At 65.2% G+C, this 21,253-nt stretch carries 22 protein-coding genes; 12 read left to right on the top strand and 10 right to left on the bottom strand.

Going from position 1 to position 21,253, the window contains the following annotated elements; translation table 11 throughout:
- The first annotated feature begins 4 nt into the window (after positions 1-4).
- The 3 genes from ABD923_RS10650 to phbB all read left to right on the top strand — a co-directional run bounded on the left by ABD923_RS10650 (position 5) and on the right by phbB (position 2,847).
- A complete protein-coding gene (locus ABD923_RS10650) occupies positions 5-1,180 on the top strand; it encodes an acetyl-CoA C-acetyltransferase (RefSeq protein WP_259554010.1) in 1,176 nt (391 codons plus the stop codon).
- 43 nt (positions 1,181-1,223) lie between these two features.
- Positions 1,224-2,051: a patatin-like phospholipase family protein gene (locus tag ABD923_RS10655; protein ID WP_345229467.1), complete on the top strand. Its 828-nt coding sequence runs from the start codon at positions 1,224-1,226 to the stop codon at positions 2,049-2,051.
- A 73-nt stretch (positions 2,052-2,124) separates the two neighbouring features.
- Entirely contained in the window at positions 2,125-2,847 is a 723-nt protein-coding gene (gene phbB, locus ABD923_RS10660; protein WP_259554009.1) for an acetoacetyl-CoA reductase, read from the top strand.
- 466 nt (positions 2,848-3,313) lie between these two features.
- Here phbB and ABD923_RS10665 read toward each other — a convergent pair whose 3' ends face one another.
- The 3 genes from ABD923_RS10665 to ABD923_RS10675 form a co-directional block, all read right to left on the bottom strand.
- Positions 3,314-3,478 carry a YdcH family protein gene (locus ABD923_RS10665; RefSeq protein WP_222190648.1) on the bottom strand — a complete coding sequence of 55 codons (165 nt, stop codon included), beginning with the start codon at positions 3,476-3,478 and terminating at the stop codon, positions 3,314-3,316.
- Positions 3,479-3,604: 126 nt separating this feature from the next.
- The gene (locus ABD923_RS10670; protein WP_259554008.1) at positions 3,605-4,342 is read right to left on the bottom strand and encodes a tRNA1(Val) (adenine(37)-N6)-methyltransferase; all 738 of its coding nucleotides are present in this window, start codon (positions 4,340-4,342) and stop codon (positions 3,605-3,607) included.
- Positions 4,339-4,554 (bottom strand): putative signal transducing protein, encoded by a 216-nt coding sequence (locus tag ABD923_RS10675; protein ID WP_222190643.1) that lies wholly within the window; start codon positions 4,552-4,554, stop codon positions 4,339-4,341. The genes ABD923_RS10670 and ABD923_RS10675 overlap by 4 nt, the downstream gene beginning before the upstream one ends.
- A gap of 58 nt (positions 4,555-4,612) precedes the next feature.
- On the opposite strand from ABD923_RS10675, the gene ABD923_RS10680 reads away from it, so the two are divergent.
- Positions 4,613-5,614, top strand: coding sequence for a polyprenyl synthetase family protein (locus tag ABD923_RS10680; protein ID WP_259554007.1), 1,002 nt, complete (start codon positions 4,613-4,615; stop codon positions 5,612-5,614).
- A 39-nt stretch (positions 5,615-5,653) separates the two neighbouring features.
- Here ABD923_RS10680 and ABD923_RS10685 read toward each other — a convergent pair whose 3' ends face one another.
- The 3 genes from ABD923_RS10685 to ABD923_RS10695 all read right to left on the bottom strand — a co-directional run bounded on the left by ABD923_RS10685 (position 5,654) and on the right by ABD923_RS10695 (position 9,953).
- Positions 5,654-6,487 (bottom strand): 4-(cytidine 5'-diphospho)-2-C-methyl-D-erythritol kinase, encoded by an 834-nt coding sequence (locus ABD923_RS10685; protein ID WP_259554006.1) that lies wholly within the window; start codon positions 6,485-6,487, stop codon positions 5,654-5,656.
- Positions 6,484-8,208 (bottom strand): tetratricopeptide repeat protein, encoded by a 1,725-nt coding sequence (locus ABD923_RS10690; protein WP_259554005.1) that lies wholly within the window; start codon positions 8,206-8,208, stop codon positions 6,484-6,486. The genes ABD923_RS10685 and ABD923_RS10690 overlap by 4 nt, the downstream gene beginning before the upstream one ends.
- Before the next feature lie 89 nt (positions 8,209-8,297).
- Complete coding sequence (locus ABD923_RS10695) at positions 8,298-9,953, bottom strand: electron transfer flavoprotein-ubiquinone oxidoreductase (RefSeq protein ID WP_259554004.1); 1,656 nt, start codon at positions 9,951-9,953, stop codon at positions 8,298-8,300.
- Between the two features lie 231 nt (positions 9,954-10,184).
- On the opposite strand from ABD923_RS10695, the gene ABD923_RS10700 reads away from it, so the two are divergent.
- Positions 10,185-10,502 carry a DUF2834 domain-containing protein gene (locus ABD923_RS10700; RefSeq protein ID WP_259554003.1) on the top strand — a complete coding sequence of 106 codons (318 nt, stop codon included), beginning with the start codon at positions 10,185-10,187 and terminating at the stop codon, positions 10,500-10,502.
- Here the strand turns inward: ABD923_RS10700 and ABD923_RS10705 are convergent.
- Positions 10,499-11,527 (bottom strand): trans-3-hydroxy-L-proline dehydratase, encoded by a 1,029-nt coding sequence (locus ABD923_RS10705; RefSeq protein WP_259554002.1) that lies wholly within the window; start codon positions 11,525-11,527, stop codon positions 10,499-10,501. The genes ABD923_RS10700 and ABD923_RS10705 overlap by 4 nt on opposite strands.
- Complete coding sequence (locus ABD923_RS10710) at positions 11,524-12,498, bottom strand: quinone oxidoreductase family protein (RefSeq protein ID WP_259554001.1); 975 nt, start codon at positions 12,496-12,498, stop codon at positions 11,524-11,526. Before ABD923_RS10710 ends, ABD923_RS10705 begins: the two co-directional genes overlap by 4 nt.
- Positions 12,499-12,633: 135 nt before the next feature.
- Between ABD923_RS10710 and lysA the strand changes: the two genes are divergently transcribed.
- Together lysA and ABD923_RS10720 are read left to right on the top strand one after the other, a co-directional pair.
- Positions 12,634-13,899, top strand: coding sequence for a diaminopimelate decarboxylase (gene lysA / locus ABD923_RS10715; RefSeq protein WP_259553999.1), 1,266 nt, complete (start codon positions 12,634-12,636; stop codon positions 13,897-13,899).
- A 40-nt stretch (positions 13,900-13,939) separates the two neighbouring features.
- Positions 13,940-16,570, top strand: coding sequence for a TIGR02302 family protein (locus ABD923_RS10720; protein ID WP_310796446.1), 2,631 nt, complete (start codon positions 13,940-13,942; stop codon positions 16,568-16,570).
- An 8-nt stretch (positions 16,571-16,578) separates the two neighbouring features.
- On the opposite strand, the gene ABD923_RS10725 is transcribed toward ABD923_RS10720, so the two are convergent.
- A complete protein-coding gene (locus tag ABD923_RS10725) occupies positions 16,579-17,409 on the bottom strand; it encodes a zinc-ribbon domain-containing protein (RefSeq protein ID WP_259553998.1) in 831 nt (276 codons plus the stop codon).
- 222 nt (positions 17,410-17,631) lie between these two features.
- On the opposite strand from ABD923_RS10725, the gene ABD923_RS10730 reads away from it, so the two are divergent.
- Genes ABD923_RS10730 through ABD923_RS10750 form a run of 5 tightly spaced genes read left to right on the top strand, consistent with a single transcriptional unit; the run spans position 17,632 to position 20,753 of the window.
- Positions 17,632-18,309 carry a cell division ATP-binding protein FtsE gene (locus ABD923_RS10730; RefSeq protein WP_405048335.1) on the top strand — a complete coding sequence of 226 codons (678 nt, stop codon included), beginning with the start codon at positions 17,632-17,634 and terminating at the stop codon, positions 18,307-18,309.
- A complete protein-coding gene (locus ABD923_RS10735; RefSeq protein WP_259553997.1) occupies positions 18,306-19,208 on the top strand; it encodes a cell division protein FtsX in 903 nt (300 codons plus the stop codon). The genes ABD923_RS10730 and ABD923_RS10735 overlap by 4 nt, the downstream gene beginning before the upstream one ends.
- A complete protein-coding gene (locus ABD923_RS10740) occupies positions 19,205-19,933 on the top strand; it encodes a lysophospholipid acyltransferase family protein (RefSeq protein ID WP_259553996.1) in 729 nt (242 codons plus the stop codon). The genes ABD923_RS10735 and ABD923_RS10740 overlap by 4 nt, the downstream gene beginning before the upstream one ends.
- Positions 19,930-20,535: a pyridoxamine 5'-phosphate oxidase family protein gene (locus tag ABD923_RS10745; RefSeq protein ID WP_259553994.1), complete on the top strand. Its 606-nt coding sequence runs from the start codon at positions 19,930-19,932 to the stop codon at positions 20,533-20,535. Before ABD923_RS10740 ends, ABD923_RS10745 begins: the two co-directional genes overlap by 4 nt.
- Positions 20,529-20,753, top strand: a complete 225-nt coding sequence (locus ABD923_RS10750) for a hypothetical protein (protein WP_222190616.1) — start codon at positions 20,529-20,531, stop codon at positions 20,751-20,753. Before ABD923_RS10745 ends, ABD923_RS10750 begins: the two co-directional genes overlap by 7 nt.
- On the opposite strand, the gene ABD923_RS10755 is transcribed toward ABD923_RS10750, so the two are convergent.
- Positions 20,750-21,205 (bottom strand): CIA30 family protein, encoded by a 456-nt coding sequence (locus ABD923_RS10755; protein WP_259553992.1) that lies wholly within the window; start codon positions 21,203-21,205, stop codon positions 20,750-20,752. The genes ABD923_RS10750 and ABD923_RS10755 overlap by 4 nt on opposite strands.
- Positions 21,206-21,253 lie beyond the last annotated feature (48 nt).

Genomic DNA, 21,253 nt, shown 5'->3' on the forward strand with positions numbered 1-21,253 from the left:
TTTCATGACCAATGTCGTCATCGCCTCGGCCGCACGCACGCCCGTGGGCAGTTTCCTGGGTTCATTCGCGAACACGCCCGCCCATGAGTTGGGGCGCGTCGTGCTGGAGGCCGTGGTCGAACGCGCTGGCGTCGACAAGGGCGAGATCAGCGAAACGATCCTTGGCCAAGTGCTGACTGCCGCGCAGGGCCAGAACCCCGCGCGTCAGGCACATATCAACGCGGGCTTCCCGCAGGAAAGCGCCGCCTGGGGCATCAACCAGGTCTGTGGTTCGGGCCTTCGCGCCGTGGCCCTTGGCGCGCAACACATCATGCTGGGCGATGCGACGATGGTCGTGGCCGGCGGTCAGGAAAACATGTCGATGAGCCCCCATGCCGCCGCGCTGCGCCAGGGTCAGAAAATGGGCGACATGAAATACGTCGACACCATGATCAAGGACGGGCTGTGGGACGCGTTCAACGGCTATCACATGGGCCAGACCGCCGAGAACGTCGCCGAGAAATGGCAGATCAGCCGCGAACAGCAGGACGAGTTCGCCGTTGCCAGCCAGAACAAGGCCGAGGCCGCGCAAAAGGAAGGCCGCTTCGCCGACGAGATCACCGCGGTGACCATCAAGACGCGCAAGGGCGATATCGTCGTCGATAACGACGAGTACATCCGTCATGGCGCCACGATGGAAGCGATGCAGAAGCTGCGCCCCGCCTTCACCAAGGACGGCACCGTGACGGCGGCCAACGCCTCGGGCCTGAATGACGGCGCGGCGGCGACCCTGCTGATGAGCGCCGAAGACGCCGAAAAGCGCGGGATCGAACCGCTGGCGCGGATTGCCTCCTACGCGACGGCGGGCCTCGACCCGTCGATCATGGGCGTCGGGCCGATCTATGCCTCGCGCAAGGCGCTGGAAAAGGCCGGCTGGTCGGTCAACGACCTCGACCTCGTGGAAGCGAACGAAGCCTTCGCCGCGCAGGCCTGCGCCGTGAACAAGGACATGGGCTGGGACCCGGCGATCGTGAACGTGAACGGCGGCGCCATTGCCATCGGTCACCCCATCGGGGCGTCGGGCTGCCGTGTGCTGAACACGCTGCTCTTCGAAATGAAGCGTCGCGACGCCAAGAAGGGTCTCGCGACCCTGTGTATCGGTGGCGGCATGGGCGTGGCGCTGTGCGTCGAACGCCCCTGATCTCAGTCAAGGCAACGAACGGGCCCTCCGGGGCCCGTTTTTCATGATGCCGGACCTACCGGACCCGGAGCAGATCGTCTTTTCGGGCGGTGGCCTGCGGTGTTTCTGGCAAGGCGGATTCCTGTCTCGCATCGGGCAGGAGCGGACGCTGACGCCACAGCGCATGACCGGCGTCAGCGGTGGCGCACTTGCCGGTGCGGCATGGATCGCAGGTATCGCAGAACGCTTGCTTGACGAGATGAGCAGCGCCTTCGAGGAAAGGGATCACAATCTTGATCTCTTCGATGCCGATAGCGACGGAATCACCCCGCATCAGAAGATCTACTGCGATGTCGTCGCCCGGGTGATGGACGATGCGGCCTGCGCCAAGGTCGCGCAAGCTGCGCAATTCCAGATCCAGATTGCCCATCCGCCCGAAACGGGGCATCCGACGCTGACGGGCACCGCGCTGGCCGCCGCCTACGAGGCCGAGTTGCACACCGTGAAGTCCCCGCATTTCAGTTGGGCCGAGAAGCTGGGCCTTCAGGCCCATCTCGTGGATGCGAACGAGGTCGCGCAGAATGGGCGGCTGGTCGACCTGATCACGGCGGCTGCCGTCATCCCACCGGTTTTCGAACCGCCGCTATGGGACGGCAAGCGCGTGGTCGATGGCGGCATGGCCGATCAAGCCCCCATGCCGGCCCCGAACGAGGGCGTCACATGGGTGTTGCTGACTCGCCCCTATAAACGTCTGCCCGAGATGGAAAACCGTTTCTACATCTGGCCCAGCAATGAGACGCCCGCCGACAAGATCGATTTCACCGATCCCCGGAAACTGCGCGACACCTGGGATCTGGGCGTAAGTGACGCAGAAAACTGGCTTTCTGCATGAGCAACAATGTTGCGCTCGCGCGCGCAGCAATATAACAAAGTTTCCAACGAACAATGCCAAAACGGAGGAGAACATGGCTAAAGTTGCGCTCGTCACCGGCGGCACCCGAGGAATCGGGGAAGCCATTTCCAAGGCGCTCAAGGCCGAGGGCTATGAGGTCGCTGCGACCTATGCCGGCAACGACGAGAAAGCCGCGAAGTTCACGGAAGAGACCGGGATCAAGACCTACAAGTGGAACGTGGCCGATTACGACTCCTCCAAGGAGGGTCTGGCAAAGGTCGAGGCCGATCTTGGCCCGATCGACGTGGTCGTCGCCAATGCCGGCATCACCCGTGACGCGCCCTTCCACAAGATGACCCCCGAACAGTGGCACGAGGTGATCGACACCAACCTGACGGGCGTCTTCAACACGGTGCACCCGATCTGGCCCGGCATGCGCGAGCGCAAGTTCGGCCGCATCATCGTCATCTCTTCGATCAACGGCCAGAAGGGCCAGTTCGCGCAGGTGAACTATGCCGCGACCAAGGCGGGCGACCTGGGCATCGTGAAATCGCTGGCCCAGGAAGGCGCACGCGCCGGCATCACGGCCAACGCGGTCTGCCCCGGCTATATCGCGACCGAGATGGTCATGGCCGTGCCGGAAAAGGTGCGCGACTCGATCATCGCGCAGATCCCGGCTGGCCGCTTGGGCGAACCGGAAGAGATTGCGCGGTGCGTCGTCTTCCTCGCCTCGGATGACGCCGGCTTCATCAACGGCTCGACGATTTCGGCCAACGGGGCGCAGTTCTTCGTCTGACCCGATAGCATACCCAAAAAAGGAAAAAGGCCGGGGGGATGCCCGGCCTTTTTTCGCTTCCGGCGATCTGTCGATCAGCCGCGATGCGGATGGAAGATGCGTCCAACCAGACCGGCAACATATTTCGCGCGCTCGCGCTTGGCGCGGGCGACCACGTCATGGATATGCGCCTGAGAAGAGATCACGTACATCGGTGTCGTCCTTTCCAACAAAGGTCTTCACCTCCCCTGCAGACACAACTAGGTCAGCATGACTCCCGCCACCAGATGAATGGCGGAAAGCCCGGTCTTCCAAAATTGCAATGCTTGACGGGGCCAAGGAAAACAAGGTCGCATTGCGGACCTTTGTATACCGTGGCGCAGGGTTTATCCGGTTGCCGATAGCGCACTGGATTTAGCCCGGCGCAAAGGCCGGCATCATACCAGGCGCGGCAGGCGGCGCGACCGTTGCGGCCGCGCCAGGCCGATCAGGCGTCGAGACGGCTGATTTCTTCTTTCAGGCGCAGCTTTTCCTTCTTGAGCGCGCGAATGGTGAGGTCGTCGGTGCCGGGACTGCGCTCAGCCTCTTCGACACGGGCAGAGAGAGTCGCATGTTTCTTCTTGAGTTCCTGAAGATGTGCACCAAGCGACATGGATAGTCCTCCTCTGACATGTGACATTCACATAACGAGTGCAGCACGGAATTCGAGTCGTGTCATCCCTTGCATTCGATTGGATTATGCTTAAGCGGCGGTCGCGCGGGCCACGGCGCAGCAGTTTTATTGAAAATCGATGGAAGCGCCGTCTCTCAGCACCGCGGCAGCACGCGCGGTATAATCGTCGCCATCTGACAGATGATGCGGCTGTTCGTGTACCAAGAACGGCGCCAGCAGCCTGAACGGGGCCTTCCCGCCCTTGCGCGCCCGGATCAGGACCCGCCCCGCAGACCGGCCCGCGCGCGATTGCACGGGCAGAACAGCGACGGAACCGAAACCAGAGGACAGGGCAGACAGACATTCGGGCAAACGCTCGGCCAGTTGGATCAAGGTCAGCCATCCCTTGGGCTTCAAGCGGGAGCGAGCGGTATCGATCCACGCGGATAGGGGCGTGTCCTCGCGAAACGCTCCCTCGCGGCCGACATCGCTGGCCGGGGTGCCATCCCCTTCGGCGAAATAGGGCGGGTTGGCCATGACATGGTCGAAACTGCGCGCGCGCAGATCCTGCGGCAAAGCGGTCAGATCGGCCTCGACCACGTCAAGCCCGTTGCGCCGCGCCAGATCGGCATAGGCGGGCTGACGCTCCACGCCCGTGATGTGCAGGCCCTCGACCCGAGCGCCGAGGCAAAGGGACGCCACGCCAACCCCGCAACCCATTTCGAGGACCGTCTCCCCGGTCTCGGCCGGGCAAGCGGCCGCAAGAAACACCGGGTCCGTCCCCGCGCGATAGCCTTTCGCGGGCTGCCATGCCTGCACACGCCCGCCGAGAAACGCATCGCGGGTCAGGCCCGCTTCGCTCACTCTGTCACCGGAAGATCGTTGTCGCGCAGCGCCGCCCGGGCCATGTGCGCATCCTCGCGCCGGACCATCAGGCGGCGCGGCAAAACGCCTATGGAGCCTTCGAGGACGCTCATATGGACGTCCATCTCGAACACCTCTATACCCTCGCCCGACAACAGCGCCGAGGCAAAGGCGATCTGGGTCGGGTCGTTGCTGCGCATCACCTCAAGCATGTTTCGGCATGTAGGCCCCCTGCCCGCGCTTGTCGAGTGACACGGAAGGACTGGGCGCATGAGCCTCGACGACGCCGCCACCAAACCGCATGAACGGATGCAGGCCGCACTGGCTGACGATCTGGCCGCCGTCGGCGACCTGATCCGCGCCCGCATGGCCTCGAAACACGCGCCGCGCATTCCCGAGGTGACGGCGCATCTGGTCGAAGCCGGGGGCAAACGCGTGCGCCCGATGCTGACGCTGGCCGCCGCACGGCTCTGCGGCTACGAAGGCGATGCGCATCAGAAACTGGCCGCGACGGTGGAGTTCATCCACACCGCGACGCTGCTGCATGACGACGTGGTTGACGAAAGCCAAAAACGGCGTGGGCGCCCCACGGCGAACCTTCTGTGGGACAACAAATCGAGCGTTCTCGTCGGCGATTACCTGTTCGCCCGGTCGTTCCAGTTGATGGTCGAGACCGGAAACCTGCGGGTCCTGAACATCCTGTCCAACGCGGCCGCGACGATCGCCGAGGGCGAAGTGCTTCAGCTTACGGCCGCCATGAACCTCGCCACGACTGAAGAGATCTACCTGCAGGTGATCCGCGGCAAAACCGCGGCGCTGTTCGAGGCAGCCTGCGAGGTCGGCGGGGTGATCGCCGGCAAGGATGAAGACGTAATCAAAGCGCTCGCCACCTATGGCGACGGTCTGGGCATCGCGTTCCAAATGGCGGACGACCTCTTGGACTGGGGCGGCACCGGCGGCGAGATCGGCAAGAACACGGGCGACGATTTCCGGGAGCGCAAGCTGACGCTTCCCGTGATCCGTGCCGTGGCCCGCGCCGATGAAGACGAACGTGCCTTCTGGAAACGGACCATCGAAAAGGGCGACCAGCAGGATGGCGACCTTGAACACGCGCTGGAGTTGCTGCGCCGCCACGGCACGCTGGAAGAAACCCGTGACGTGGCCAATGCCTATGTCGACGAGGCGAAATCCGCCCTGTCGATCCTTCCGGATCATCCCCTGCGCGAGATGATGATCGACCTCGCCGATTACGTGGTGGCACGGCTGAACTGAGGCCGAATAACCTTCTGGAAGATTATTCGGCGAAACGGCTTACGCTGCGAGAACAGCCCCGGCGTCGACCCACCACGCGGGATGTGCCTTGCCGATCACAGCGGCGGCCATGCGCGCTGCCTCCTCATGCGCGAACAGGCCAAAGCAGGTCCCACCGGACCCGCTCATTCGGGCCATGAGGCAGCCGGGCTGCGCATTGAGATGGGCGATGACCTGTCCGATGTCAGGGACAAGCGCGCGGGCCGGCGGTTCAAGATCATTTCGCGCGCGGCACAGATACGCGACCAAGGACGCAAGATCGGTCCAATCGGGCTCTGGCAAAGGCGGATTGTCGGTGCGTTCGAGCGATTTGAAGACAGGCCCCGTTGGCACCTCGACACCGGCGTTGGCGAGAACCAGCCACAGCGGCGGGAGCGGCGGAAGCGGCTCGATCACCTCTCCGACCCCACGCATGCGGGCCGGTTTCGCGAAAAGGCACACTGGCAGGTCGGCGCCGAGCGAGAGCGTCTCTTCCGGGCTGGGGGATGGTCTGTTCCAAAGCGAGCACAGGGCATGGATCGTGGCCGCAGCATCAGACGACCCGCCACCGATACCGCCCGCATGGGGCAGGTGTTTTTCCAGCGTGATCGCCGCGCCGCCCGGCTGCCCCAACCACTCGGCCGCTCGCCAGACAAGGTTCGAGTCGTCGGTCGGCACTCCGCCCGCACGCGGCCCTGTCACGGACAGGGACAACTCCGGCGCAGCGCGCACCGAAATGCGGTCGCCGATATCAGCGAAGACCACCAGCGAATCGAGCAGGTGATAGCCATCGTCCCGCCGCCCTGTGACATGCAGCGCAAGATTGACCTTTGCGGGGGCAGCACGTTCGATCACTGGGTTTCGCCGACCGACTCTTCTTCCTGGAGAACGCGGTCGAGACCCAGATCCAGCTTGCGGCGGATGCGTTCGGCGTCCTCCGGCTCCGGATCGAAGCTAAGGGCACGTTCCCACTGAAAGCGCGCCTCGCGCTCCCGGCCAACCATCCAGTACACGTCGCCGAGATGGTCATTGATGATGGGGTCGGTCGGAAGAAGCTCCGCCGCACGCTCCATCGGTTCGACGGCTTCGTCATAGCGGCCGAGGCGGTAGAACACCCAACCAAGCGAGTCGACGATGTAGCCGCTGTCAGGGCGCGCGGCGACAGCGCGTTCGATCATGTCGAGGGCTTCGTCGAGATTGCGTCGCTGTTCGACCAGCGAATAGCCGAGGTAGTTCAGGACTTGCGGCTGCTCGGGGTTCAGAACGAGGGCCTGGCGCAAGTCGTCTTCTGCCGCATCCCAGTTGTCTTCGCGGTGATTACAGATCCCGCGCGCGTAATAGACGAACCAGTAGCGCGGCTGCGTCGTGTCCACGAGGTCGAGCGCATCGGTATAGGCGTCGATCGCCATGCCGCATTGTTCCCCACGGCGCAGCATGTCGCCATATGCCGCCAGAACACTGGCAAGGTCGGGGCGCGCGGCTGCGAGATCGGCGAGTACGGCAGTGGCGGCCTCGATATCCCCCATCTCCTCGATCGCCTCGGCGCGGCCCATCTGGGCTTCGACATATTGATCGGCGCCTTCGGGCACAGTCTCGAACGCTGCGGCAGCGAGGTCGTTCTGCTCCGCTTCGAACAGCAGCGTGGCCGCCAGCATCGCCGCATCGTAATGCTCGGGGTCAATCTCGGTGGCGGCCTGCGCATAGATCAGCGGCAGGGTCGAGGGCACGTCATTGCCAAGCGCCACGGCCACGGTGAAGAAAACCTCGGCCAGTCCTTCGCTCGCGTCCGTGACGAACGCGTAAGGCCCCTCGGCCCCGGCCCCGATCCGTGCCTGAAGCTCAAGCAGGGCCGGGTCCGGAACGCGCTGCGTGAAGCCATCAAGCAGGTCAAGCGCATCGCCACGCCGGTCAAGTTGCACGAGGATCTCCGCGCGGGCGGCGATCACGCGCTCGGTCTGGTTGATCGGGCCGATCTGGTCACCGGACAGGATCTCATTGGCGCGCTCGAAATCTCCGACAGCGGCTTGGGCAAGGGCGAGGTGGAGCCACCCCAACTGCGACAGGACACGGTCGTCGGCCAGCGATTGAAAGGTGCGCACGGCTTCGGTCATGTCCCCTTCGCCCAGCGCGATCCAACCAGAGGCCAACCCGTCGATGAAGGGCCCGGCGCCACGCCCCTCGGCCATGGCTGCGGCGGCACGCTCCATCTCGTCCAGGCGGATCCATTCGACGAAGCGGACAAGGTCGACCAGTTCCTGCCCCTGCGCGTCGGCGGGCATGTCTTCGGCCAGTGCCGCGGCGCGGTCGAACCGGCCGAGCGCGGCATTGGCGAAAACCGCGTTGCCGATCAGGGTCGGATTACCCGGGTCAGACAGCAAGGCGCGTTCGAAATATTCGGCTGCCTCGGCATGGTCCCCCGAGATGACGGCAGCGCGCGCGGCAAGGTAGGAACCGGCCAATCCGATATCCGGGCCGCGGGCGGCAGCGCCCTCTTCCTGCGCGTGGGCAGCCTGGCCGGTCAGGGCAAGGGCCGCGGCGATCAAGCCGGCGCGGGCAAGGGGGCGAAACGGGGTCATGAAAGCTCTCCTCAGGTCGTCGGAGAGGAGACTAGGCCGCCGCCCCGGCAAGGGCAATGCGCCCCGACCGGTGGCCTGCCATCCGCTCATCACATGTTCGGGTAATTCGGCCCGTCGCCGCCCTGCGGGACCGTCCAGTTGATGTTCTGCGACGGGTCCTTGATATCGCAGGTCTTGCAGTGGACGCAGTTCTGGAAATTCACCACGAAGCGCGGCGCCTCGCCCTTTTCTTCGACGACCTCGTACACACCGGCCGGGCAGTAACGCTGCGCGGGCTCGGCGTATTCGGGCAGGTTCACCTTGATCGGGATCTCGGGATCCAAGAGTTGCAGGTGCGAGGGTTGGCTTTCCTCGTGGTTGGTCATCGAGAAGCTGACATTGGTCAGGCGATCGAAGCTGATCTTGCCGTCCGGCTTGGGGTAGTCGATCGGCTTGAAATCCTTCGCCTTGCCGGTATGGGCCGCGTCGGACTTGTGGTGCCTGAGCGTGCCGAACGGGTTCCAGCCGGTCAGGCTGCCGACCCACATGTCGATCCCGCCGAGGATGACGCCGCCGATGATGCCGTAATGCGACCAGAGGGGCTTGACGTTGCGCACCGGCTTGAGGTCGCGGGCGATCGGGCCGTCTTCGTGGATGTAGTCGTCATAGGCCGTCAACTCGTCACCCGAGCGTCCGTCGGCGATGGCGGCCGCGGCGGCCTCGGCGGCTTCGATGCCGGACAACATGGCGTTGTGGTTGCCCTTGATGCGCGGCACGTTCACCAGGCCCACGCCGCACCCGAGGATCGCAGCCCCCGGGGCAACGGCCTTGGGCATCGACTGCCAGCCGCCTTCGGAAATGGCGCGCGCGCCATAGGCCACGCGCTTGCCGCCCTTCAACAGCTCTTCGATCATCGGGTGATGCTTGAAGCGCTGGAATTCCTGGTAGGGCGAAAGATACGGGTTCTCGTAGTTCAGGTGCACCACGAAGCCCACATAGACCTGGTTGTTCTCGAGGTGATAGACGAAGGACCCGCCCCCGGCGTTCTTGCCAAGCGGCCAGCCCATCGTGTGCATGACATGACCCGGCTTGTGCTTCGCGGGGTCGATCTCCCAGATCTCCTTCATGCCGATGCCGAATTTCTGCGGGCACTTGCCGTTCTGAAGGCCGTATTTCCCCATGACCTCCTTGGTCAGCGAACCGCGCACGCCCTCACCCAGGAAGACGTATTTGCCGTGCAGTTCCATGCCGGGTTCGTAACCGTCACCGGGCGTGCCATCGGGGTTCTTGCCGAATTCGCCCGCGACGACGCCTTTGACCTCGCCGTCCTCGCCGTAGACGAGTTCCGAACAGGCCATGCCCGGGAAGATCTCGACGCCCAGTTCCTCGGCCTGTTCCGCCAGCCAGCGGCAGACATTGCCCATCGAGACCACGTAGTTGCCGTGGTTGTTCATCAGGCGCGGCATGACCGAATTCGGGATGCGAATACCGCCGCCTTCGCCGAGGATGTAGAACTTGTCATCCTCGACCGGCGTGTTCAGCGGCGCACCTTTTTCTTTCCAGTCCGGGATCAGCTGGTTCAGGCCCACCGGGTCCAGCACGGCGCCCGACAGGATATGCGCACCGACTTCCGAGCCTTTTTCCAGCAGGACGACATTGAGATCGGGGTTGATCTGCTTGAGGCGGATCGCAGCGGACAGGCCAGATGGGCCGGCGCCGACGATGACCACGTCATATTCCATGCTCTCGCGTTCGATATCGGACATCGTGTTCCCTCTGGTTCGTGTCGTGACGCTGCTCCAAGGCCGCATCTCGCGCAACAATCTTTCGCGAAGGCCTATTGGACAAGACCGCGGCGGTCAATCGTGACACAGCAGCACGTTGTCGCAGCGCAGCATCGGATCGGCGATTTGTCCAGCCCTTGACGACACGGTGCGGGCGATGTGACCTCGGCACCGGTCGGGCTATCTGGTTGCCAGGTCAGGTTTGGGGGTTCCATGCGCTACGTCTATTTGTTGCTTGTCATCGTCGGGGCGATCCTGCCCTGGACGTATTTCTATGCCTGGTTCGCGGAAAATGGCTGGTCGCTGGGGCCGATGATCGACGCCTGGTATGTCAACGACGCCACCACCGCGCTGGTTTACGATCTGACCATTGCCGCCGTGGCGCTGACCATCTGGGCGTTGGTCGAGGCCTTTACCAAGAAGGACTGGGTGTTCCTGCTCGTCATCCCCGCGACCTATGGTATCGGCGTGAGTTGCGGCTTGCCGTTGGCCCTGTTCCTCAAGGCGCGCCCGGGCCGCGCGGCGGCCTAAGCCCCCGGCCAGGTGTCGGACAGGCGATACCCCAGCGGGAACGGGTCGGACGGGTCAAGCATGTGCTGATGCGTGCCGGTGATCCAGGCCTGTCCGGCGATCTCGGGCCGGATGGCCGAGCGGGCGCCAACATGCGTTTCACCGAGGATCCGCCCCTCGAATTCGGTGTCGAGGAGCGAAACGCCGGTCAGACGATCGCCGACGCCCATCTGCCCCTTGGCGTGAAGAACCGCCATGCGCGCCGAGACCGCCGTGCCAGTCGGCGAACGGTCAATCTTGCCGGGGCGGATGGCCACGACCGACCGGGCGCGCAGCCCGTCCGGGGCTTTTTCCAGGTCTCCGGCGAACAGGCAAAAGGAATGATGCGCCCAATCGGGCCTGTCGGGGTGGTCAAACCGAAACGCCGCGTCGGCGGCTGTCGTGATCCGCACACCCAACTCGGCAAGCGCGCGGGCGTTTCCGGGGACAAGCTCCAGCCCGATATCGGTGGCGTTGACGATGACGAAACTGTCGCCCCCGAAGGCCGTATCGACGCGCAGCGGCCCTACCCCCGGCACATGGATGCGCGCGTCCAGTTCCACCGCGAAACTTGGAAGGTTCTCGACCGCAACACGGGTAACCTTGCCATTCTCACAGGTGGCGCGGACATGCACCAGCCCGCCGGGGGCCTCCAACGTCAGGTCCGTCACCGGCTCCTGCATCGCGACGATCCCGGTTTCCAAAAGGACGGTCGCCACGCAGATGGAGTTGGACCCCGACATCGGAGGCGTATCGGCGGGCTCCATGATGATGAACCCCGCGTCTGCGCGCGGGTCCTTCGGCGGCACCAGAAGGTTCACGTGGCGAAAGACGCCACCGCGCGGCTCGTTCAGCATCAACGCCCGCAGGGTGCCGTCCTCGGCGATCCAGCGGCGCTGCTCCCAAAGCGTATCGCCCGGCGGCGGGGAGACGCCGCCGGTGATGACGTCACCGACCTCGCCCGCCGCATGGGCCGAGACCGTATGAATGACGCGGGTTGTCCTCACAGGGTCAGGATCGTCGACCCGGTGGTCTTGCGTGCTTCAAGCGCGCGGTGTGCCTCGGCCACGTCCTCCAGCGGGAAGCGCTGGTCGATGCGGATCTGCACATCACCCGCCTCGACCTTTTCGAACAGGTCGCGCGCCATCTGCTGGCACGTCTCGTGATCGGCGATATGGGTGAACAGCGTCGGCCGCGTGATCTTGAGCGATCCCTTGGCCCCCAGCGTGGCAATGGCAAAGGGCGGCACCGGACCGGACGCATTGCCGAAGGAAATCATGAAGCCAAGCGGCCGCAAGCTGTCGAGGGACCCCTCGAACGTGTCGGCGCCCACGGCATCCATCACAACGTCCACGCCCTTGCCATCGGTCAGTTCCTTGACCCGGGCGACCCAATCCTCGTCGCGGTAGTTGATGCAGGCATCGGCCCCATGGTCGAGCGCCAACTGGCACTTGGCATCGGTCCCTGCGGTCCCGATCAGGCGGATGCCGTCCGACTTGGCCCATTGGCAGGCAATCAGCCCCACGCCCCCGGCAGCGGCGTGAAACAGCACGGTGTCGCCCGCCGTGATCGGGGTCGTGCGCCGGAACAGGTATTGAACCGTCAGCCCCTTCAGCATCATCGCCGCGCCTTCTTCGAAACTGATGGCATCCGGCAACGGGCAGACCTGGGCCGCAGGCATCACGCGTTCGGCGGTGTAGGCCCCCGGGGGTTGGGCCGCATAGGCGGCGCGATCGCCGACCTTGAGATGCGTCACGCCCTCGCCCACCGCTTCGATCACGCCCGAGGCCTCCATCCCCAACGCATGGGGCAGTTCCATCGGGTAAAGGCCAGAGCGCTGGTAGCAATCGATGAAGTTCAGGCCCACCGCCTTGTGGCGGATGCGAATCTCGCCCGGGCCGGGGTCCCCGACCTCGAGATCGACGATCTTGAATTTTTCCGGGCCGCCATGGGCCTCGATGATCGCGGTTTTCACCATGGTCTTCCCCTCTGCTGGTGTTGCGCCAAGGTTAGCCGGGACGCGGGCGCCGTCCAGCCTATTTGATTGTGCTGCGCAGGATGGTATGTGGCCCCGCGCGGACAGGTTGCGCCCAGGCGCCAAAAGGTCGGACCCATGGATCACTTTCTTTATCGCGACGGCACATTGCATGCCGAGGATGTGCCGATCCGCGAGATCGCGGCGACGGTCGGCACGCCGTTCTACGTCTATTCCTGCGCAACCCTGACCCGCCATTACCGCCTGTTCGAAGAGGCGCTGGATGGTCTGGATCATCTCGTGTGCTTCGCCGTGAAATCCAATGGCAACCAGGCGGTGCTGACACACCTCGCCAGCCTTGGGGCCGGGATGGATGTCGTCTCGGGCGGGGAATACCTGCGTGCGAAAGCGGCCGGCGTGCCGGGTGAGCGGATCGTCTTCTCCGGCGTCGGCAAGACCGAGGACGAAATGCGGTTGGCGCTGGACGGAGGCATCCGGCAGTTCAACCTCGAAAGCGAGCCCGAGATGCGCCGCCTGTCCCGCGTCGCGGTCGAGATGGGCAAGGTCGCGCCCGTCACGATCCGGGTGAACCCGGACGTGGATGCCCGCACGCATGAAAAGATCGCCACCGGCAAATCCGAGAACAAGTTCGGCATCCCCATCGCCCGCGCCCGCGAGGTCTATGCCGAGGCAGCCGCCCTGCCCGGGCTGGAGGTGATCGGCATCGACGTCCATATCGGCAGCCAGTTGACCGACCTCGAACCCTTCGAGATCGCATATGAAAAAGTGGCCGAGCTGACCCGGACCCTGCGCACCGATGGCCATGACATCCGGCGTCTGGACCTCGGCGGCGGCCTCGGCATCCCCTACGAGCGGTCGAACAGCGCGCCGCCCTTGCCCATCGAATACGGCGACGTCATCAAACGCACCGTCGGCGACCTTGGCGTCGAGGTCGAGATCGAGCCGGGGCGCCTGATCTCGGGCAACGCAGGCCTGCTGGTGGCGGGCGTGATCTACGTCAAGGAAGGGGAGGGACGCGATTTCCTGATCCTCGACGCTGCGATGAACGACCTGATCCGCCCTGCCATGTATGGCGCTTGGCACGATATCGTGCCGGTCGAGGAGCCTGCGGCAGGCGTGGAACAGCGCCCCTTCGACGTGGTCGGCCCGGTCTGCGAAAGCGGTGACACCTTCGCCAAGCAACGCCACCTGCCCCCCATGGCCGAGGGCGATCTGGTGGCCTTCCGCTCGGCCGGGGCCTACGGGGCGGTCATGTCCTCGGAATACAACACGCGGCCCCTGATCCCCGAGGTCCTTGTTAAGGACGATCACTTCGCTGTCATCCGGGCGCGTCCGACATTTGACGAGATCATCAAACGCGATACTGTTCCCGAGTGGCTATGAGGCCCGGCAGACGGGGCGATCCCGCCCCGAAAGGGAATTCGTGACCGAAGACACCACCCAGAAAGAGGCAGCCTTGCAGCGCCTGATCTGGCCCCTTCGCCTGACGCGACTGGGGATGGTGGCCGAACGTGCGACGCGGGCTTTCTGGCCGCTTTGGTCACTCCTGTTTCTGACCGTCGCAGGCTTTGCCTTCGGACTCGCCACCGCCCTGACACAGGTGCAGCTTTGGGCCGTGATCGGCCTCTTGGGCGTCGGCCTCGTCTGGGCGGTCCTCCATGGCCTGCGCCGGTTCCGCATGCCAAGCCGCGGCGAAGCGCTGGAGCGCCTGGATGCGACCATGCCGGGGCGGCCGATCACGGCGCTGATGGACCACCCTGCCGTGGGCGCGAATGACCCGGCCAGCCAATCGGTCTGGGCCGCGCATGTGGCGCGCATGGCCGAACGCGCCAGCCACGCCCACGCCCCGCAACCCGATCTGCGCCTGTCTGACCGCGACCCCTATGCCCTGCGTTACATGGCGGCGACGGCGCTCGCGATGGCCCTGCTGTTCGGCACGCTCGGGCGCGTGTCCGAGATCGGCGAAGCCGTTGCGCTTGGACCTGGCGCTGCCTCTGCCAGCGGGCCGTCCTGGGAGGGCTGGGTGGAGCCGCCGATCTACACCGGGCTACCATCCCTTTACCTCGCCGATATCACCGCCGAGAGGTTCGAGGCGCCTGCCGGGTCGCGCATCAGCCTGCGTTTCTATGGCGACCCCGGCGAGATCACGGTCGAAACAAATATTGGCGACCTGCCCCCGGCCGGCGATCAGCCCTACCTGTCGCGCAATGTGACGCTGGCCCGCTCGGGCAGCCTGTCGATCTACGGTCCCTCGGGCGCGCGCAGTTGGGATATTTCGATGCTGGCCGATGCCCCGCCTTCGGTCGCGTTGGAGGGCGAGGTTGAGCCGGGTCCTCCGGGGCAGATGCAGTTGAGCTACACCGCGTCCGATGACTACGGGGTCGTTTCGGGCACCGCCACGCTGCGCCTGAACGCCGAGGCAGCCGACCGTCGCTATGGTCTGCGCATTGATCCCGAACCGCGCGAGCCGCTGGTGCTCGACCTGCCCATGCCGTTTCGCGGCGGGCGCGAGGACTTTACCGAGGTGATGGTCGAAGACCTGTCCGAGCATCCCTTCGCCAACCTGCCCGTTAGCCTGACCCTGACCGTCACCGACGATGCGGGCCAGATCGGGACGGTCAGCTACGACGTGCCGCGCCTGCCCGGCCGCCGCTTTTTCGACCCGCTGGCAAACGCGGTCATCGAGATGCGCCGCGACATCCTTTGGAACCGCGATAATGCAGAACGCGCAGCGGATCTGTTACGCGCCATCACCTTTCACCCCGAGGACGACCTCGACGAAGGCGTTTACCTGCAACTGCGCACCGCGATCCGTCGGCTGGAATCAGGCGTCGACTCGATCAGCGCCGAGACCCGCGACCAGGTGGCGGACATCCTCTGGAACGCCGCGCTTGAGCTGGAAGACGGCGATCTGGACGATGCTTTGGAACGACTTCGGCGCGCGCAGGAGCGTCTGTCCGAGGCCATGCGACAGGGCGCCAGCGACGAGGAAATCGCGCAGCTGATGCAGGAATTGCGCGAAGCGATGAACGACTACATGCAGCAACTGGCCGAGAACGCCGAACCGAGTGACGGCACTGACCAGCCCGACCAGGGCGAGCGCATGGAAATGTCCATGGCGGACCTCGACGAAATGCTGCGCCGGATCGAAGAGCTGATGCAGGAAGGCCGCACCGCCGAGGCGCAGGAGATGCTCAATGCGCTCCAGCAGATGCTGGAAAACATGGAAATCACGCAAGGCGAGGGCGGGGACGGGCCGCAAACTCCCGGCCAGCAGGCGATGGAAGGGCTGCAGGACACGCTGCGCGAACAGCAGGAGCTTTCGGACGACAGTTTCAGCGAATTGCAGGAGCAGTTCGGCGGCCAGCCCCGAGGCCAACCCCAACCGGGGCAGCAACCCGGCCAGCAAGGCCAGCAGCCCGGTCAGCAACAGCCCGGGCAACAAGGTCAGCAACCCGGCCAACAGCCGGGGCAGCAAGACCAGCAACCGGGCCAGCAACAGGACGGGCAAATGCCCGGTGATCAGCAAGGCGCGGGCCAGGGCGGCGAGAATGACGGCATGACCTTGGCCGAACGGCAAGAGGCGCTGCGCCGGCAGCTGGAGGAACAGGCCCGCCGCCTGCCCGGCACCGGCAGCGAAGCTGGCGACGAGGCCCTGCGCCAGTTGGACGAGGCGGGCCGCGCGATGGATGAAGCCGCCGAAGCGCTGGAAAACGGCGACATCGCCGGGGCGCTCGACCTGCAATCCGAGGCGATGGAAGGCCTTCGCGAAGGAATGACGGAACTAGGCCGCGCCTTGGCGCAGGACGAGGGGCGTGAGCCGGGCCAGGGGCAAGCCGAAGGGTCCATGGCGCCCGACCGCCCGCTGCAAGACCCGTTGGGGCGTCAGGCTGGCAACTCGGGTTCGATGGGATCGGACGAGGACATGGAAACGCGCGAGGAGCTTTACCGGCGGTCACGCGAGTTGCTGGACGAGTTGCGTCGTCGCTCCTCGGAACAGGAACGTCCCCAGATCGAACTCGACTACCTGCGCCGACTTCTCGACCAGTTCTGAGGCTTGGCTTACTCGGTGGCCTCGTCGGGCCCGACCAGATCGCGCGCGGTCTGATCCAGGGTGAAGCGGGCCGTGTCGATCAAGCCGACATAGCGCTCGATCACCGGTTCGGCAGCGGGAAGCCAGCCGATCGCACGCTCGTGATTGACATAAAGCCATGCCAGCATGGCGGCAATCATCACCGTCAGGCCAAACCCGATCCGAACGCCCTGGCGACGACGGAACGAGGCATCGACCGTCTCAATGTCGCTTGCATCCTCCTCGGTGGCGGCCCTGTCCCCTGTTGCGCGGAGGGTGGAATTGATCTCTTCGATGTCCGGGAGGAGATCGCGTCGCGCGCCGTCGGAGTGGCCGTCCCGGCCTGACGCGGGGGTGTCGAAGGCCTCCTGCGCATTTTCGAGGTCCGCGTCATGACCCGGCCGGCGCGCGCGCGCTGCCTCCTCGGGTTGATCGAGCGGCATTTCCGATTGGGTCTCTACCGGGTCCGGCTCACCCCGACGCAACCGCGATTCACGATCGGCTTCCTGCCGCAGGATATCGCGCACGGCGGGATCGATCGATCGACGCTCCCGCGCGGCGGGCGTCTCTTCCACTGTCTCGGGGTCCGGGGACGTTGTCTCGTCTGCGGGGTCTGCGGACGCATCGGCCTGTTCCGGGATGTCTTGGGGTGGCCGGGGCGCCTCGGGCTCCGGCTCAGGCGTGGGCTCGACGGCGGATCTGCGGCCGGGCTGGAACCAGGTCGTCGCGCAATTGGAGCACTGCACATCCCGACCCTCGGCCGGGATCAGGCTGTCATCCACCTCGTATCGGGCGCCGCAATTCGGGCAGGTCAACCGCATGAGACCCAGGTCCTCCGTCGGGGTTTCGGGGCATCGGCACGCGCCCTGCAACCCGCGCTGTTGATAACTTGTAGCAACGCCCCCCAATCTTTCCAAGCATCGCTTTTCCCGTGGATTTTCCGCGTTGCAGCTTCGCCGCGCAGACTTGCGACCCAGCCGCCGATTGCAACAGAGGCCCATCCGTTGCAAGACAACACCAAGAACTGGTGCGAGGGTTGAGACGTGATCGTGATGGAGGAGGCCGCCTATGGCTACGGGACCGAGCCCTTGCTGGCCGACCTGTCGCTGCAACTCCAGCCCGGTTCGTTTCACTTCCTGACCGGCCCGTCCGGGGCGGGAAAGACCACCTTTCTCAAGCTGTGCTATGCCGAATTGTTGCCAACCGCGGGGCGCATCCAGCTCCTCGGCGTGGATGCTGCCGCGCTGGACCGTGACGGGGTGGCCGACTTGCGCCGCCGGATCGGCGTTGTACACCAGGATTGCCAGTTCCTCGACCATCTGCCGACCTCCGAGAACATCGCACTGCCCTTGACCGTATCGGGCCGCGCGACGCCGGATCAGGCCGCCAACCTGTCCGACCTGGTCAGCTGGGTCGGTCTGAAATCGCGCGCACATGCCCTGCCCCCGGAATTGTCGGGGGGCGAGAGGCAACGTGCGGCGCTGGCCCGGGCGATCATCATGGACCCGGATGTCATCTTGGCGGATGAGCCTACGGGCAACGTGGACTGGGACATGTCGCTGCGGCTGTTGCAGTTGCTGGTGGAACTGAACCGCATGGGCAAGACGGTGGTGATCGCGACCCATGACCTCGCCTTGATCCGGGCCGCCAAAAGCCAGGTCCAGGCGCGCGTGCTGCGCATTCAGGGTGGGCATGTGACGGTCGCGGGGGCGGATCTGTGACCGCGCTCGGCGATATCCTGGCCCTTCTCAAGGGCGACGCGCAGGCCGACCGGGTGGTGCCGCGCACGGGTCAGGCCGCGCGCCTCTCGCTCGCCACCTCGGCGGCGATGGCCTTTCTCGCCGTATTCGCGATGGCGCTGTCCATGGCGTCGGGCCGTTTGGCCGACCGCTGGTCGGACGCCTTGGCGCGCAGCTCGACCATTCGGATCTCGGCCCCCGCAGCCGAATTGGAAGCACAGACCTGGGCGGTCCTCACGGTGCTGGAACAGACCCCCGGGGTCGAGTCGGCCCGCGCCCTGACAGACGAGGAACAACAGGCGCTGCTGGAGCCATGGTTTGGCCCCGAACTGCCAGTGGACGACTTGCCGATCCCGCGCTTGATCGAGGTCAGCGAAACCGCCGAAGGCTATGACGGCGACGGGCTGCGCCAACGTCTGGCCGCCGAGGCGCCGGGCGCCGTGCTGGACGATCACACGCGCTGGCGCCGCCCGCTGGTCGAAGCCGCCGGACGCCTGCGGCTGCTCGGCTGGGTTTCTCTGGTGCTGATCCTCGGCGCGACGGGGGCCATGGTCACGCTGGCCGCGCAATCGGCCCTCGCCGCGAACGAGCAGGTCATTCGCGTGACCCGGCTGGTGGGCGCGCGCGATTCCTACATCGCGCGCGCCTTCGTGCGTCGCTTCACCTTGCGCGCGCTGACGGGGGCGTCGGCGGGAACAGCGCTCGGCATGGTCGCCGTTTTGCTGCTACCGGGCGCAGGCGACAGCGACAGCTTCCTGACCGGCCTCGGTTTCGCGGGGTCGCAATGGCTGTGGCCCTTGGTCATCCCGGCCCTTGCGGCCATCACCGCCTTTATCGCGACGCGCGTCGCGGCCTTGCGCACCTTGAGGGGCCTGCAATGATCCAGTGGCTTCGATCCCTGATTTTCATCATCCAGATGTACGGCGCCATGCCCATCATCGCGATCATCTACCTGCCTTGGGCGATGGTCAGCCGCGCCGGAGCGCACGCTGCCTGCCACGCCTATTGCAGATGGGTGATCTGGACGGCGCGATGGATGGTGAACCTGCGCTCGGAGGTGCGGGGCACACCACCGACAGACGAGGTTTTGATCGCCGCCAAACACCAGTCGTTCCTTGACATCATCCTGATCTACAACGCCATTCCGCGCGGCAAGTTCATCATGAAGCGCGAATTGATGTATGCTCCGATCCTTGGGCAATATGCCCTGCGGATCGGCTGTGTTCCGGTCAACCGGGGCAAGCGGGCACAGGCCATCCAGCAAATGATGGCGGGGGTTCAATCCGGCAGGCAGGAACCGGGGCAGTTGATCATCTATCCCCAAGGCACCCGCGTCGCCCCCGGCGTGGATGTTCCTTACAAGATCGGTAGCGGGGTCCTCTACCGCGAGTTGGGGCAGCCCTGCGTGCCGGTCGCCACCAACGTAGGCGTCTTCTGGCCCCGCCACGGCATCCTGCGCAAACCGGGACTGGCGGTGGTGGAGTTCCTTCCACGGATCGAGCCGGGCCTGCCGACCGAAGACTTCATGGCCCGCTTGAAGGACGAGGTCGAAACGGCCTCGAACGCGCTGATGGCGGAGGCCGGATTCCGGAAGAGGTCAGAATGAAATTCATTGAGACACTTGGCGATCTCGAAACCGTCTACGATGCCGAGATCGTACCCGCCGCACTGACCAAGGTGGCCGACCACCTGACCCCTCTCTATCGCACATGGGTCGAGGCCGCGCGGTTTTGCATCCTGACCACCGTTGGACCGGAGGGCACCGATGGCAGCCCCCGTGGCGATGACGGCCCGGTGGTGCGCGTGTTGGATGCCCGCACCCTCGCCCTGCCCGACTGGCGCGGGAATAACCGGATCGACAGCCTGCGCAACATCGTGCGCGATGGGCGCGTCAGCCTGATGTTCATGGTGTCCGGGTCGAACAATGTCGTCCGGGTGAATGGCACCGCCCGGCTGACCGCAGACCCCGGGATGACTGAACGTTTCGAACAGCGCGGCAAGCATCCCCGAAGCGTGATCATCGTCGAGATCGGGGAGGTCTATTACCAATGCGCCAAGGCCCTGATGCGCTCGGGCCTGTGGGTGCGGGGGGACGAAAGCGGGCGTGTTCCCACGGCGGGCCAGATGAACCGCGAGATGGACGCGGGCTTTGATGCCGAAACCTACGACCGGACCTATCCGGACTATGCGAAAGGGCGCATGTGGTAGCCCGCGTCCTGAGCCTTTTCTTCTTCGCGGCAGGCGCGATCTTCCTGCTGCTTCTGGCCGTGCTCGCGGGCTACTCCCTGACCGGCAATATGTATGAATGTGGCAATGGGGGCGGGTTCTGCCGCGACGGGCTGAGCGCGCTCTATATCGGGTTGATCCTGCTGACCGCTGCGGTCGCCAGCTTCACCATCGGCGCATGGATCAAGGGCGCGGGCTAGGCCGCGCCGATCTCGCTCAGGGACACATCCGCCTCGTGGTCGCGGCCATACGCTACGAGGCCAATCGAGCGCACCTCTTCCGGGGCGATGCGCGCCCGCATGAGGCGGCCTGACGGCGCGAAACCGGCAAGGGACAGTGCCACGTCCGACCAGTCCGAGCTGGTCTCGAAGCCCGCCCGATAATATTGCCAAGGGAGCCGCGTGCGCGTCGTGCGCAGGTGAATGAAATAGCGTTCGCCGTTGCCACGCACCCGAAGGCACAGAGCGGTCGTTCCGGGCGGCAAGCCTTCGGGCAGCGCCGTGCGCGTCTGGATGAAACCGCCCCGATTCTCAGTGGAAACCGTTCCGGTCAGGCGGATTGCCCCGCCTTCGACCCGGGCTTGGCCCTGCGAAACACCGCCCATGACGGTGTCGGCGAGGTAGGACCAGTCGAGATCTGTGACAGGCGTCATGGCTCCAAGCTCCAGCGCGGTCGCGGCACGGGGCAAGGACAGCAGAGA

Source organism: [Roseibacterium] beibuensis, from assembly GCF_039542305.1.
In the GTDB taxonomy this organism is placed as follows: domain Bacteria; phylum Pseudomonadota; class Alphaproteobacteria; order Rhodobacterales; family Rhodobacteraceae; genus Roseibacterium; species Roseibacterium beibuensis.

Coding starts and splice junctions, on each gene's coding strand:
- ABD923_RS10650 (WP_259554010.1), top strand. CDS start 5: ATGACCAATGTCGTCATCGCCTCGGCCGCACGCACGCCCGTGGGCAGT.
- ABD923_RS10655 (WP_345229467.1), top strand. CDS start 1,224: ATGATGCCGGACCTACCGGACCCGGAGCAGATCGTCTTTTCGGGCGGT.
- phbB (WP_259554009.1), top strand. CDS start 2,125: ATGGCTAAAGTTGCGCTCGTCACCGGCGGCACCCGAGGAATCGGGGAA.
- ABD923_RS10665 (WP_222190648.1), bottom strand. CDS start 3,478: ATGTCGCTTGGTGCACATCTTCAGGAACTCAAGAAGAAACATGCGACT.
- ABD923_RS10675 (WP_222190643.1), bottom strand. CDS start 4,554: ATGCTTGAGGTGATGCGCAGCAACGACCCGACCCAGATCGCCTTTGCC.
- ABD923_RS10680 (WP_259554007.1), top strand. CDS start 4,613: ATGAGCCTCGACGACGCCGCCACCAAACCGCATGAACGGATGCAGGCC.
- ABD923_RS10690 (WP_259554005.1), bottom strand. CDS start 8,208: ATGACCCCGTTTCGCCCCCTTGCCCGCGCCGGCTTGATCGCCGCGGCC.
- ABD923_RS10695 (WP_259554004.1), bottom strand. CDS start 9,953: ATGTCCGATATCGAACGCGAGAGCATGGAATATGACGTGGTCATCGTC.
- ABD923_RS10700 (WP_259554003.1), top strand. CDS start 10,185: ATGCGCTACGTCTATTTGTTGCTTGTCATCGTCGGGGCGATCCTGCCC.
- ABD923_RS10710 (WP_259554001.1), bottom strand. CDS start 12,498: ATGGTGAAAACCGCGATCATCGAGGCCCATGGCGGCCCGGAAAAATTC.
- lysA (WP_259553999.1), top strand. CDS start 12,634: ATGGATCACTTTCTTTATCGCGACGGCACATTGCATGCCGAGGATGTG.
- ABD923_RS10725 (WP_259553998.1), bottom strand. CDS start 17,409: ATGCGGTTGACCTGCCCGAATTGCGGCGCCCGATACGAGGTGGATGAC.
- ABD923_RS10740 (WP_259553996.1), top strand. CDS start 19,205: ATGATCCAGTGGCTTCGATCCCTGATTTTCATCATCCAGATGTACGGC.
- ABD923_RS10745 (WP_259553994.1), top strand. CDS start 19,930: ATGAAATTCATTGAGACACTTGGCGATCTCGAAACCGTCTACGATGCC.
- ABD923_RS10755 (WP_259553992.1), bottom strand. CDS start 21,205: ATGACGCCTGTCACAGATCTCGACTGGTCCTACCTCGCCGACACCGTC.